General features: G+C 64.6%; 12 protein-coding genes and 3 tRNA genes. 1 reads left to right on the forward strand and 14 read right to left on the reverse strand.

Features of this window, described 5'->3' with window-relative positions; translation table 11 throughout:
* Window positions 1-34: 34 nt before the first annotated feature.
* The 5 genes from PI990_RS22705 to PI990_RS22725 form a co-directional block, all read right to left on the reverse strand.
* A complete protein-coding gene (locus tag PI990_RS22705) occupies window positions 35-1,534 on the reverse strand; it encodes a DUF3383 domain-containing protein (protein WP_271658555.1) in 1,500 nt (499 codons plus the stop codon).
* A 1-nt stretch (window position 1,535) separates the two neighbouring features.
* On the reverse strand, window positions 1,536-2,069 hold the full coding sequence (locus tag PI990_RS22710) for a phage neck terminator protein (RefSeq protein WP_271658556.1): 534 nt from the start codon (window positions 2,067-2,069) through the stop codon (window positions 1,536-1,538).
* 102 nt (window positions 2,070-2,171) lie between these two features.
* A complete protein-coding gene (locus tag PI990_RS22715; RefSeq protein WP_031287380.1) occupies window positions 2,172-2,447 on the reverse strand; it encodes a phage holin family protein in 276 nt (91 codons plus the stop codon).
* A complete protein-coding gene (locus tag PI990_RS22720; RefSeq protein WP_043242013.1) occupies window positions 2,440-2,814 on the reverse strand; it encodes a putative holin in 375 nt (124 codons plus the stop codon). The genes PI990_RS22715 and PI990_RS22720 overlap by 8 nt, the downstream gene beginning before the upstream one ends.
* A gap of 169 nt (window positions 2,815-2,983) precedes the next feature.
* Complete coding sequence (locus PI990_RS22725) at window positions 2,984-3,514, reverse strand: hypothetical protein (RefSeq protein ID WP_031287379.1); 531 nt, start codon at window positions 3,512-3,514, stop codon at window positions 2,984-2,986.
* A gap of 190 nt (window positions 3,515-3,704) precedes the next feature.
* Between PI990_RS22725 and PI990_RS22730 the strand changes: the two genes are divergently transcribed.
* Window positions 3,705-4,415: an XRE family transcriptional regulator gene (locus tag PI990_RS22730; RefSeq protein WP_271658557.1), complete on the forward strand. Its 711-nt coding sequence runs from the start codon at window positions 3,705-3,707 to the stop codon at window positions 4,413-4,415.
* 280 nt (window positions 4,416-4,695) lie between these two features.
* On the opposite strand, the gene PI990_RS22735 is transcribed toward PI990_RS22730, so the two are convergent.
* The 9 genes from PI990_RS22735 to PI990_RS22775 form a co-directional block, all read right to left on the reverse strand.
* Window positions 4,696-4,772, reverse strand: a tRNA-Arg gene (locus tag PI990_RS22735).
* A gap of 73 nt (window positions 4,773-4,845) precedes the next feature.
* Window positions 4,846-4,922, reverse strand: a tRNA-Arg gene (locus PI990_RS22740).
* Window positions 4,923-5,029: 107 nt separating this feature from the next.
* Window positions 5,030-5,120 (reverse strand) — tRNA-Ser (locus tag PI990_RS22745).
* Between the two features lie 61 nt (window positions 5,121-5,181).
* Window positions 5,182-5,367, reverse strand: coding sequence for a carbon storage regulator CsrA (csrA, locus tag PI990_RS22750; RefSeq protein ID WP_003283978.1), 186 nt, complete (start codon window positions 5,365-5,367; stop codon window positions 5,182-5,184).
* A 186-nt stretch (window positions 5,368-5,553) separates the two neighbouring features.
* Window positions 5,554-6,789 (reverse strand): aspartate kinase, encoded by a 1,236-nt coding sequence (locus PI990_RS22755; RefSeq protein ID WP_021218477.1) that lies wholly within the window; start codon window positions 6,787-6,789, stop codon window positions 5,554-5,556.
* Window positions 6,790-6,890: 101 nt separating this feature from the next.
* Entirely contained in the window at window positions 6,891-9,512 is a 2,622-nt protein-coding gene (gene alaS, locus PI990_RS22760; protein ID WP_271658558.1) for an alanine--tRNA ligase, read from the reverse strand.
* Window positions 9,513-9,633: 121 nt separating this feature from the next.
* Window positions 9,634-10,638, reverse strand: coding sequence for a low-specificity L-threonine aldolase (gene ltaE, locus PI990_RS22765; protein WP_271658559.1), 1,005 nt, complete (start codon window positions 10,636-10,638; stop codon window positions 9,634-9,636).
* A gap of 127 nt (window positions 10,639-10,765) precedes the next feature.
* Window positions 10,766-11,767, reverse strand: a complete 1,002-nt coding sequence (astE, locus tag PI990_RS22770) for a succinylglutamate desuccinylase (protein ID WP_271658560.1) — start codon at window positions 11,765-11,767, stop codon at window positions 10,766-10,768.
* 10 nt (window positions 11,768-11,777) lie between these two features.
* Window positions 11,778-12,074 carry a hypothetical protein gene (locus tag PI990_RS22775; RefSeq protein WP_021218473.1) on the reverse strand — a complete coding sequence of 99 codons (297 nt, stop codon included), beginning with the start codon at window positions 12,072-12,074 and terminating at the stop codon, window positions 11,778-11,780.
* Between the last annotated feature and the right edge of the window lie 36 nt (window positions 12,075-12,110).

Here is a 12,110-nt window from a genome sequence, read left to right on the forward strand (position 1 = left end):
ATCGAAGGGGCCGAAAAATGGGTTGGCGATGGGATCAGCGATCGAAGTTGACCAGCACGTCCACCGAGTGCACGGCGCCGGCCATCTTCAGGGCCACCTGGATCGGCGGCGCCTTGCGCTGCTCACGGTCGGAGGTGGACAGGTTGTCGACGCTGTCGGCCCAGACGTAGAAGCCCTCGTCGAGGCGCTCGCCGCTGACGAGGTTGCCGAAGGGATCGCCGTTCCATACGCCGGGAGCGAAGGCGCCGTTGTTCACACCTTCGCGGCAGACCTTGCGTACCGAGGCGAGCAGACGGGCGACGCCCGCATCGGTCAGCGGCACCTTGCCCGGGGATCGGTACAGGGTGGCGAAGACTTCCTTCTGCACAGCGTCGACGTACCAGTCGAGGATGTGCACTTCATCGAAGAAGCGACCGCCGATGACGGTGCCTTCGGCGACCATCGCCGACTCGTCGAAGTAGGTGTAGAAGTTCAGGCCCAGCTTGCGGCACTTGTCGGCCTCGGTGAGGGTCAGGTTGTCCGCGCTGATGCCGGGCAGCTGCTTGAACTTCATGGTCAGGGTGGAGTTGTTGGCGGCGAAGTTCACCGACAGCGCACGGGCCAGCCAGCTGTTCACCGCATAGGGGTCGTTCTTGTCGAAGACCGCGACGGTGCGATGGCTCTGGCGATCCACCAGGCGCTTGAAGGGGTTGCTGGCGACGTTCTCCAGGTGGCTCGGGTTCTGGGTGGTGACACCGAACACCTTCTTGTCGGCGGCCAGCACCCAGGCGGAGGCCTGTTCGATCTCGTCGTCGGTCAGGGACGCGGCGACGGTGGCGGCATACCAGCCGGCGTTGACGTCCAGCAGCGCGGCGAAGGCCTGCGGCAGGGTCTGCGCGGAAAGCACCAGGGCATCGGCACCGGCGACCTTCTGCGCCATGCCGTTCTCCAGGCGCAGCAGGCCACCCAGGTAGGTGCCGGTGGCGCCCAGGTCCTGGGCGAAGCCGATGGCTTTGGCGGCGCCGGCGACATCGGCGTCGAGGATGAAGCGGTTGGCGACGGCGTCATAACGGCAGCTGACGGCCTGGGCGGTCAGCTTGGCGTCGATCAGCGCGGCGATGGCGGCGAAATCGGCAGCGGCGCTGAAGTTCAGGCCGCTCACGTCCTGGCGCACGCCATCGACGGTGATGGACAACTGGCCGGCGCTCACTGCCTTCAGTTGCTCCAGGGTGGCCAGCAGCGGAGTGCCGTTGATGGCGGCCTTGACCGCCGGCACGTTGCGGGTCGACTTCAGCCAGCGAGCCACCAGCAGTTGCTTGGGGCGCGGGCTTTGGGCGAAGAAGGCGCTGGCGGCGATGGCGGTCTGCGAGGAGCTGCCGAAGGCGGCCTCGACTTCGGCCTGGCTGGCGCAGCTGATGTACAGGGTTGAGGCGTCGATGAAGACGTTACCGGCCTCGGGGGTGAACAGGGCCAGTTGGCCGAAGTCGCGGCGCGGGGTGGATACCGGCTGCACGTTGAGTTGTACGTTTACGATCTGCGAAAGCGGAAGGGACATATCAGGTCTCCGATGTATTCACTGTGAGGGTGGCGGTGAGGCCCGTATCGGTGTGGGCGGTCACCACCGAGGAAGCGATGTGTTTCTGTTCCAGGGTCACGCGGTGGTCGTGGCCGAGGACGAGGTCGATGCGTGCCTGTTCACGGGCTACGCCCGCCTCGACGCTGGACAGGTTTTCGATCGGCGCCGTGCGCAGCAGCGCGACACCGAGGCGCCGCAAGCGGTCCTGGGCGAGGCTGGACTGCAGCACCGAGCGCGCATCATGGATCAGGTTCAGGGCGCCGGCGCCGTAGCCGACGAGGCCGAAGGTGGTCTCGCAGCTGGTGACGACGGTTTCCCGTTCGTTGTTGCCGTTGAATTCGCGGCGGGACTTGCCCTGTTCCGCCGACTGCGTTTCACGCAGGCTGGCGTAGAGGCCGGACGGCGGCGCCGCTGCCTGGTCCGCCGCGATCAACGCGCCGACCGGCAGTTCGAGCAGGCCGCGCAATGCCTCGCGCAGGGCGACGACATCCAGCCGAGTGGCGGTGATGGCCATTGAGTCCTCCTGGTAAATAGGTGCGACCAGGCAAGCGGCGCGCAGGCGTGCGCGCCGCTGCCTTTCGGGTCGCGGTGGATAAGTTGGAAGCGAAGTGGGCGATCAGCCCAGGTGCAGGATCCGTGCGAGATTGCCGCGGGCCCGAAGCACCAGGAACAACAGGATCAGCAGGACGCCGAGCATCCAGGGCGAGAGGTGTTCGCCCTGGTAACGCCCGAGGGCGATGGTCAGTGCCTGGCATCCCGTGCACAGCGCCAAGAGGTAGGCGCAGAGTGAAACGCCGGGGCGGAAGCGTGAGCCACGCCGCCGGTAGATCAGCAGTCGGAAGCAGATCGCTGCGCAAACCACGAGGGTGCCGGTGGCCAATGGATCATCCATCCTTGCCTCCCGCTCCGCGCCGCAGGATCGTCCGCAACCAGGAAGGCAGCTGGCCGCCGCGCATCCATTCCAGCAGGCCGACGCCTGCTGTCACACAGAGCGTCGCGGCGACGAACGCCACCGCCCCACTGGTTTGCGAAATACCGCGACTGACCGCCTCGACGGCGGTGTAGTAACCGCCGACCCAGGACACCAAGAGGTAGCCCACACGAGTGAGGGCGCCATAGTCACGGGCGAACACCACGAAGAAGATCGCGCCGCCGAAGCCGCCGATCAGTGCATTGCCATCGACACCGGGCACGATCATCGCGACCCCGGCGCCAGCCACTCCGCCCGCCATGGCGACCGCAATGCTGGGCTCGGTCATGGAAGACTCCTTGCAAGAAGGCCCGGCGGATTTCGCCAGGCCCAGAAACGCCAAAGCCCGCAGTGCGCGGGCTTCGGTTGGTTTGATTTCGATCTTGGAGCTATCTTACCTTTATCGTCCCATATCGTCAATATAGGAAAAGCCGTTTTTTAAAAGAAATTTTTCCTCATCAATGTGCAATTACGATCCCCGCGCTGGACATGGGTACTTCGAGGCGCGCCACTGCGTCACGCAGCTTGCCCGCCACCTTGGTGCGCCAGTCCTGGTCCCAGCGATGCAGCGTGCTTTTGGACAGCCCGGTGAGCCGCTCGACTTCGCGGATGCTGTGCGGCGGGCGACGGAACATGCGCATCAATAGTGCAAGCGCCGCACGCTGCTCGGCCGAGTCGGCCTGCGGGCGCAGCCAGTCACGCAGGGCCGCGATCGCCACCACGAAATCACGCCCATGCGCGTACTCGGCCTGCACCACCGCCAGCTCCAGCGGGTGATCGGCCAGCAGGCGCTGGGCGAAACGGATGGTCATTACCGACTGCGCCTGCCATTCGTGCGGGCTCAAACCGCTGGGCAGCTTGCTGACGAAGCTGGTGTCGAAACGCTCGCGCAGCACATCGATGGCCATCGCCGTCGACGAGCGCGGGCCGGCCTTGTGCTCAGCCATCCAGTAAGCAACCGCCAGCGCCTGTTCTGTAGTCTGGAACATGTATTTCCCCTTCCCATGGGCCGCCCCCCTGGCCGGCTGAACGATGAAAGCCGCCCCATTTCGCCGCTCCCCAGGTCATCAACGGACCGGGGAAGGCGCCATGGGACGGCAGAATTTCTGGTACGGATTATATAGTAGTACCTATATTTTTGCACTTGCATTGACATAGGTCCGCCCTTATTCTGCGCCCATGGAACTCAAAGACCGCATCAAGGCCGCGCGCAAGCACGCCAACCTGAGTCAGGTTCAGCTCGCCAGTGCCGCCGGCATGACACAGACCTCTATATCCGACCTGGAACGCGGCAAATCCCGCGCGACCAGCTTCGCCACCCAGATCGCCACCATCTGCGGGGTCAGCCCGCGCTGGCTCGCAGAAGGCCATGGCGAGATGCTGGAGGGCCGTATGAGCCGCCAGACAGGCAATGCCGACTGGTTCGGTGGCGTGGAGTCCTGGGACGATGAAACGCCGCTGGATGCCGACGAGATCGAGCTGCCCTTCTATAAGGAAGTGGAGCTGTCCGGCGGCAAGGGCAGCACGGTGGTGCTGCAGACCACCGGGCGCAAGCTGCGCTTCGGCAAGTATTCGCTGCGCAAGAAGAACATCGATGCCGCCAGCGCAGCCTGCGTGACGGTGAACGGCAACAGCATGGAGCCGGTGCTGCCCGATGGCAGCACGGTGGGCGTGGACACCAGCGCGCGCACCATCAAGGACGGCGACATGTACGCCTTCGACCACGACGGCCAACTGCGCGTGAAGCTGCTCTACCGCCTCCCAGGGGGCGGCCTGCGCGTGCGCAGCTTCAACAGCGACGAGCACCCCGACGAGCGCTACGAGCCCGGCGAGGCCGCCGAACACATCCAGATCATCGGCCGGGTGTTCTGGTACTCCGTCCTGCTCTGAACCCACCCTTCCAAACGCGAAGCCCGGCCCATTGCCGGGCTTTTTCATTACAGCCCCCTCCCCTCCATTACCCCACACAGCAACGCGCCACGGAGAGCCCTGGAGACAGCGAGAAGGGAAGGCTTTTTGCTTGCAGCTTGTGGCTTACCGCTTACCGCTTGCGGCTTGCGGCTTGCGGCTTGCGGCTTGCGGCTTGCGGCTTGCGGCGCTTGCCGCTGCCGTATCACTTTTGCAGACACAAAGAAAAAGGGCCTGCATTTCTGCAGGCCCTTCTCTTGTATGGCGCACTCAGGAGGATTCGAACCTCCGACCGCCCGGTTCGTAGCCGGGTACTCTATCCAGCTGAGCTATGAGTGCGTTTCGGTGGTTTTAGACCAGGTCACCACTGGTTGTCCCCAAGATACGCTGACCTTGATCGTCGCATCTGATATGGCGCACTCAGGAGGATTCGAACCTCCGACCGCCCGGTTCGTAGCCGGGTACTCTATCCAGCTGAGCTATGAGTGCGTGTAGGGCGCGCATTATAGAGATCCTTCAATCTTCGTCAACTGCTTTTTCGATATTTTTCAACAACTTATCGAACTAACCGCTGACGTCTCTATAACACTGAATAATGGCGGAGAAGGGGGGATTCGAACCCCCGACACCCTTTTGAGGTGTACTCCCTTAGCAGGGGAGCGCCTTCGGCCACTCGGCCACCTCTCCGCAACACGGGGCGCATGATATCCATGTTTTCCCCGTTTGCAAAGCAAAAAATGCAGAAAAATTAGTGGCTTGGTTCTTGGTCTTTCTCTTTCTGTATGCGTTGGTAAATCTCTTCACGGTGCACGGCAACCTCCTTCGGCGCGTTAACGCCAATGCGCACCTGATTACCTTTCACGCCTAACACGGTGACAGTGACGTCGTCACCCACCATCAGGGTCTCTCCGACCCGGCGAGTCAGAATCAGCATTCCTTTCTCCTCACGGATTTAAGTTCAGGGACAAAACAGTCTGCAAAAAAGAAATGGCATCGCCCCCTCAGGATATCAAGGGGTCTCCACCCAAGTATTGACCAGCACTGGCAAAAGGAAAGTTCCAACAGTACCGGCCAAAAACGACAAAAGGCGCGGGGTTAGCCGCGCCTTTCGCTATAAGCCTCACTCACCCTGTCGGGCGGGGGCGTCCAGCTCGAAAGCGGTGTGAAGGGCACGCACGGCCAGCTCGAGGTACTTCTCCTCGATGACCACGGACACCTTGATCTCGGACGTGGAGATCATCTGGATGTTGATGCTCTCCTTGGCCAGGGCCTCGAACATACGGCTGGCCACGCCCGCGTGGGAGCGCATGCCGACGCCGACGATGGAGACCTTGGCGATTTTGGTGTCGCCACTGACTTCACGGGCACCGATCTCGCGAGCGGTCTGTTCCAGCACCTGCAGCGCGTTCTGGTAGTCGTTGCGGTGCACGGTGAAGGTGAAGTCGGTGGTGTTATCGTGCGCGACGTTCTGCACGATCATGTCCACTTCGATATTGGCGGCACTGATCGGCCCGAGGATCTTGAAGGCAACGCCGGGGGTATCCGGTACGCCACGGATGGTCAGCTTGGCCTCGTCGCGATTGAAGGCGATGCCGGAGATGATCGGCTGTTCCATGGATTCCTCTTCATCAAGGGTAATGAGGGTGCCCGGACCCTCCTGGAAGCTGTGCAGCACGCGCAGCGGGACGTTGTACTTGCCGGCGAACTCCACCGAGCGGATCTGCAGCACCTTGGAGCCGAGGCTGGCCATTTCCAGCATCTCCTCGAAGGTGATCTTGTCCAGGCGCTGGGCCTGGGGCACCACGCGCGGGTCGGTGGTGTAGACGCCATCTACATCGGTATAGATCTGGCACTCGTCGGCCTTCAGCGCCGCCGCCAGGGCCACGCCGGTAGTGTCGGAGCCGCCACGGCCGAGGGTGGTGATGTTGCCGTGCTCGTCCACGCCCTGGAAGCCGGCGACCACGACCACGCGACCCGCCTTGAGGTCGCTGCGGATCTTCTGGTCGTCGATCTGCAGGATGCGCGCCTTGTTGTGGGCGCTGTCGGTGAGGATGCGCACCTGGTTGCCGGTATAGGAAACCGCCGGCACGCCACGCTTGATCAGCGCCATGGAGAGCAGGGCGATGGTCACCTGCTCACCGGTGGAGACCATCACGTCCAGCTCGCGCGGCACCGGCTTATCGCTGATCTGCTTGGCCAGGTCGATGAGACGGTTGGTTTCGCCGCTCATGGCGGAAACCACCACCACGATGTCGTCGCCGCCTTCGCGGAATTTCTTGACCTTCTCGGCCACCTGCTCGATGCGCTCGACGGTGCCGACCGAGGTCCCCCCAAACTTCTGTACGATCAAAGCCATTTCAAAAGCCGCCTAATCCCGTGAAGGGCGCCCATTAAACAATCAACGCAGAACACTGCCAAGGCCCGCCGGGCGTGGGGCGGGCCGTTGGCGGCGGGGTCTTACAGACCCTGCTCGACGAACGGTACGGCCAGGGCCAGAGCCTGCTCCAGGGCCGCGGCATCGGTGCCACCGCCACGGGCCATGTCAGGACGTCCACCACCCTTGCCGCCGACCGCAGCCGCGGCCTGCTTCATCAGATCGCCGGCTTTGAGTTGGCCGGTCAGGTCCTGGGTGACGCCGGCGACCAGTGTCACCTTGCCCTCCAGCGCGCCGCCGAGCAGGATCACTGCGCGGCCGAGCTTGTTCTTCAGTTGGTCGACGAGCGCCAGCAGCGCATCGCCGTCCAGGTCCAGGCGCGCGGCCAGGACCTTCACACCCTTGACGTCCACGGCCGAGGCTGCGAGGTCGTTGCCGGCGGCGCTGGCCGCCTTGGCCTTGAGCTGCTCCAGCTCCTTCTCCAGCTGGCGGTTGCGCTCCACCAGGGCGGAGAGCTTGTCCAGCAGGTTGTCACGGCTGCCCTTGACCAGGCCGGCCGCTTCCTTGAGCTGTTCCTCGGCGCCGTTCAGGTAGGCCAGCGCCGCTGCGCCGGTCACTGCCTCGATACGACGCACGCCAGCGGCCACGCCGCCTTCGCTGGTGATCTTGAACAGGCCGATGTCGCCGGTGCGGGACACGTGGGTGCCGCCGCACAGCTCGACGGAGAAGCCGTCGCCCATGCTCAGCACGCGCACCTGGTCACCGTACTTCTCGCCGAACAGCGCCATGGCGCCCTTGGCCTTGGCGGTCTCGATATCGGTTTCCTCGGTATCGACCGCGCTGTTCTTGCGGATCTCGGCGTTGACGATGTCTTCCAGCGCCTTCAGCTGCTCGGGCTTGATCGCCTCGAAGTGGCTGAAGTCGAAGCGCAGGCGCTGGCTGTCCACCAGGGAGCCCTTCTGTTGTACGTGCTCGCCCAGTACCTGGCGCAGCGCAGCGTGCAGCAGGTGGGTGGCCGAATGGTTGAGCGCGGTGGCCTGGCGCACTTCGCCTTCCACTTCCGCCTTGACCGAAGCACCGGCGCTCAGGCTGCCCTTGGCGACCACGCCGTGGTGCAGGAAGGCACCGCCTGCCTTGGTGGTATCGCGCACGTCGAAGCGCACACCGGCGCCTTCGAGGTAGCCGCAGTCACCGATCTGGCCGCCGGATTCGGCGTAGAACGGGGTCTGGTCGAGGACGACGACGCCCTCCTCGCCTTCCTGCAAGCTGTCGACCGCCTGGCCGTCCTTGAACAGCGCGACGATCTGACCGGCACCGGAGTAACCCTGGTAGCCGAGGAAGCGGGTATCACCATCGACCTTGACCAGGCTGTTGTAGTCCATGCCGAAGGCGCTGGAAGCACGGGCGCGCTGGCGCTGGGCTTCCATTTCACGCTCGAAGCCTTCCTCGTCGATGGTCAGCTCGCGCTCGCGGGCGATGTCGGCGGTGAGGTCGGCGGGGAAGCCGTAGGTGTCGTACAGCTTGAACACCACGTCGCCCGGGATGACGCTACCGGAAAGGCCGGCCAGGTCCTGCTCGAGGATCTTCAGGCCGTTCTCCAGGGTCTTGGCGAACTGCTCCTCTTCGGTCTTCAGTACGCGCTCGATGTTTTCCTGCTGCTGCTTGAGCTCGGGGAAGGCTTCGCCCATCTCGCCAACCAGCGCGGCAACGATCTGGTGGAAGAAGCTGCCCTTGGCGCCCAGCTTGTTGCCGTGGCGGCAGGCGCGGCGAATGATGCGGCGTAGCACGTAGCCGCGGCCTTCGTTGGACGGCAGCACGCCGTCGGCGATCAGGAAGGAGCAGGAGCGGATGTGGTCGGCGACCACCTTCAGCGAGGCCTGGCCTTCGTTGGCGCAACCGATGGCCTGGGCAGCGGCGTTCAGCAGGCTCTGGAACAGGTCGATCTCGTAGTTCGAGTTGACGTGCTGCAGCACGGCGCTGACGCGCTCCAGGCCCATGCCGGTGTCCACGCTCGGCGCCGGCAGCGGGTGCATCACGCCGTCCGCGGTGCGGTTGAACTGCATGAAGACGTTGTTCCAGATCTCGATGTAGCGGTCGCCGTCCTCTTCCGGGGAGCCGGGCGGGCCGCCCCAGATGTCCGGGCCGTGGTCGTAGAAGATCTCGGTGCAAGGGCCGCACGGGCCGGTGTCGCCCATCGCCCAGAAGTTGTCGGAGGCATGCGGCGCACCCTTGTTGTCGCCGATGCGGACCATGCGCTCGGCGGGGATGCCGACTTCCTGGGTCCAGATGTCGTAGGCCTCGTCATCGCTGGCGTAGACGGTGACCCAGAGCTTGTCCTTGGGCAGGTTCAGCCATTTGTCCGAGGTGAGGAATTCCCAGGCATAGGTAATGGCATCGCGCTTGAAATAGTCGCCGAAGCTGAAGTTGCCCAGCATCTCGAAGAAGGTGTGGTGGCGCGCGGTGTAGCCCACGTTGTCCAGGTCGTTGTGCTTGCCACCGGCACGCACGCACTTCTGGCTGGTGGTGGCGCGGGTGTAGGCGCGCTTTTCCAGGCCCAGGAAGCAGTCCTTGAACTGGTTCATGCCAGCGTTGGTGAACAGCAGGGTCGGGTCGTTGCCCGGGATCAGGGAGCTGGAGGCGACGCGAGTGTGCCCCTTCTCTTCGAAGAAGCTCAGGAAGGCTTCACGGATTTGAGCGCTTTTCATAGGTTCTTCCACGGAAACTGCGGCCACGAATCGCCGGCAAAGGGCCGCATTATATAGGCCCTGTGCCTGCGGGATAGTGCCTTTATGCGATAGAAAACGGCTATCGGAGGCTATCAGGTGATCAACGGCGGCGGAACTCGGCGAACGCCTCGATCACCCGCTCGATGCCGGCGGCATCGACGTCCAGGTGGGTCACCATGCGCAAGCGCGGCGCGGCACTCAGGACGATGCCCCGCTCGGCCATGAAGGCCTTGACGGCCGGCGCCTGCGAACCCAGATCAACATAGACCATGTTGCTCTGCACCGGCTCCACGCTGTAGCCCAGTTCGGCCAGCCCGGCGCCCAGGCGCGTGGCGTTGGCGTGGTCGTCCGCCAGGCGCTGCACCTGGTGGTCCAGGGCGTACAGGCCCGCAGCCGCCAGCAGGCCGGCCTGGCGCATGCCGCCGCCGACCATCTTGCGCAGGCGCCGGGCCTTGGCGATAAGCGCCGCGCTGCCGCACAGCACCGAACCCACCGGGGCGCCCAGGCCCTTGGACAGGCACACCGAAACCGAATCGAAATGCTGGGTGATCTCGCGGGCGTCCACGCCCAGCTTCACCGCCGCGTTGTACAGGCGCGCGCCGTCCAGGTGCAGCGCCAGGCCACGGCGCCGGGTCAGCTCCCGCGCCGCCGCCAAGTACGCCAGGGGCAGCACCTTGCCCTGCATGGTGTTTTCCAGCGCCAGCAGGCGGGTGCGGGCGAAGTGGAAATCGTCCTGCTTGATCGCCGCCTCGACCTTGGCCAGGTCGAGCGAGCCATCGGCTTCGCCATCGATGGGCTGCGGCTGGATCGAGCCGAGCACCGCCGCGCCGCCGCCTTCGTATTTATAGGTGTGGGCCTGCTGGCCGACGATGTACTCGTCGCCGCGTTCGCAATGGGCCATCAGCCCCAGCAGGTTGCTCATGGTGCCGGTGGGCACGAAGAGCGCCGCCTCGAAGCCCAGGCGCTCGGCGAGCGTTGTTTCCAGCAGGTTAACGGTGGGGTCTTCGCCATAGACGTCATCACCCAGCGGCGCCGCCTGCATGGCATCGCGCATGCCGGGCGTGGGTTGGGTGACGGTATCGCTGCGCAGGTCTATGACGGCCATCTCGGGGCTCCTTGGCTGGGTAAGGGAACGACCCTAAAGGAGCGCGACGAGAGGAGCAAGGGGAAGCGAAACGTCCTTCGGCAAGCCGTAGCCCGGGCATCAGCCCGGGAACGAGACGCGCATTGGATCAGTCGACTTCGGCGGGGACGATGAGGATGCCGGCGCGCAGGCCGTTCTTCACCTTCGGGTTGGGGAAGATGATGCGTGCACCCTCCTCCTCGATCACCCAGCGGGTGCCGGCGATGTCGTCGGCCAGCAGGTAGCCGACCGGCAGCTCGCTGAAGTTCTCGATGTCCGCCGGCAGGTGCAGCTGGAAGGCATCGCTGTGCTTGATCACCTCGCGGGACACGGAGAACAGCTGCAGGGCGCCGAGGTCCTCGCCCTCGCCTTCCGGCTCGGCGCCTTCCACCAGCAGGCGCAGGCGTGCTTCCAGCAGGTCGAGGTTGACCTGGCCGTTCTCGCCGAACGGGCGCGCCTTGCCCAGCTCCAGGGTGAAGGCTTCGGCCTCCAGGCTGGCGTAGGTGTAGGAGCTGAAGGTGATGCCGGTCTTGTTCTGCAGCAGCACCGCCTCGATGCCGGCAGCGCCCAGGCGCGCCAGTTCGCGGCGGGAATGTTCGCGCCCTTCCTTGTACGGATAGAGGGCGAACTGCTCGATCTTCGAGCCACGGATGGCGGTGTGCAGGTCGTAGTGCAGGCGGGTACGGCCCGGCTTGATGAAGAAGGCCGCAGCCAGGCGCTCCAGCTCGTTGGCGCGCATCGCCTCGAAGCCGCTGGTCTGCTCGTGGCGGCCGTTGAACAGGCGGTTGATGTCCTGCTCCAGGTAGCGCTCACCGCGGCGCATGGCCTCGGGGTTGCCGAGCAGGAAGAGAATCCGCGAGCGGGGCTTCAGCTCGCCGCGGGCCACGCCTTGCAGCAGGCGGTCCAGCAGCTCGATCGGTGCCGTCTCGTTGCCATGGATGCCGGCGGAGAGCAGCAGGTCCATGCCGTTGTCGGCGTTGACGGGCGGGGTGACCTCAAGAGCCCCCTCGCCCAGCCAGTGCAGGCGGGTGCCCTCGGCGGTCAGTTGAATCTTCTCGGTCGGCTCGCGGCCGGCCAGGGTCAGTTCAAGCAGTTTGCCAAGGGCCAACATCCGCTATTCCTCAATGATCGTGGTTGCAGTCCGGGCCATGCACATGGCCGTCCTCGTCGTCATCACCGGCGTCGGCCGGCTCCATCTCCAGCTGCAGGCTGACCAGGTTGGTGGCCAGCGGACGCAGCAGCAGGTTGGCGTACTCGGTATCGCCTTCCTCGACGTCGACGCCGATCAGCAGCTGGCCATTGCCAGCGGTCTGGATCCAGACCTCCTTGCCCTGCCACATCACCGCGAAGCGGGTGCAGGAGGTTTCGAGCTGGGTGCCATCGGTATCTTCGAGGATGAGTTGCAGGGCGTCGGACATTTACTAGAGCTCCAAGTCGTAAGCGACAAGCGGCAA

The sequence above is a fragment of the Pseudomonas sp. TUM22785 genome (assembly GCF_028198105.1).
Classification (GTDB): domain Bacteria; phylum Pseudomonadota; class Gammaproteobacteria; order Pseudomonadales; family Pseudomonadaceae; genus Metapseudomonas; species Metapseudomonas solani.

Bases quoted from the DNA above. Each gene is read 5' to 3' on its own strand.
- PI990_RS22705 (WP_271658555.1), bottom strand. From the start codon at position 1,534: ATGTCCCTTCCGCTTTCGCAGATCGTAAACGTACAACTCAACGTGCAG.
- PI990_RS22710 (WP_271658556.1), bottom strand. From the start codon at position 2,069: ATGGCCATCACCGCCACTCGGCTGGATGTCGTCGCCCTGCGCGAGGCA.
- PI990_RS22715 (WP_031287380.1), bottom strand. From the start codon at position 2,447: ATGGATGATCCATTGGCCACCGGCACCCTCGTGGTTTGCGCAGCGATC.
- PI990_RS22720 (WP_043242013.1), bottom strand. From the start codon at position 2,814: ATGACCGAGCCCAGCATTGCGGTCGCCATGGCGGGCGGAGTGGCTGGC.
- PI990_RS22725 (WP_031287379.1), bottom strand. From the start codon at position 3,514: ATGTTCCAGACTACAGAACAGGCGCTGGCGGTTGCTTACTGGATGGCT.
- PI990_RS22730 (WP_271658557.1), top strand. From the start codon at position 3,705: ATGGAACTCAAAGACCGCATCAAGGCCGCGCGCAAGCACGCCAACCTG.
- csrA (WP_003283978.1), bottom strand. From the start codon at position 5,367: ATGCTGATTCTGACTCGCCGGGTCGGAGAGACCCTGATGGTGGGTGAC.
- PI990_RS22755 (WP_021218477.1), bottom strand. From the start codon at position 6,789: ATGGCTTTGATCGTACAGAAGTTTGGGGGGACCTCGGTCGGCACCGTC.
- alaS (WP_271658558.1), bottom strand. From the start codon at position 9,512: ATGAAAAGCGCTCAAATCCGTGAAGCCTTCCTGAGCTTCTTCGAAGAG.
- ltaE (WP_271658559.1), bottom strand. From the start codon at position 10,638: ATGGCCGTCATAGACCTGCGCAGCGATACCGTCACCCAACCCACGCCC.
- astE (WP_271658560.1), bottom strand. From the start codon at position 11,767: ATGTTGGCCCTTGGCAAACTGCTTGAACTGACCCTGGCCGGCCGCGAG.
- PI990_RS22775 (WP_021218473.1), bottom strand. From the start codon at position 12,074: ATGTCCGACGCCCTGCAACTCATCCTCGAAGATACCGATGGCACCCAG.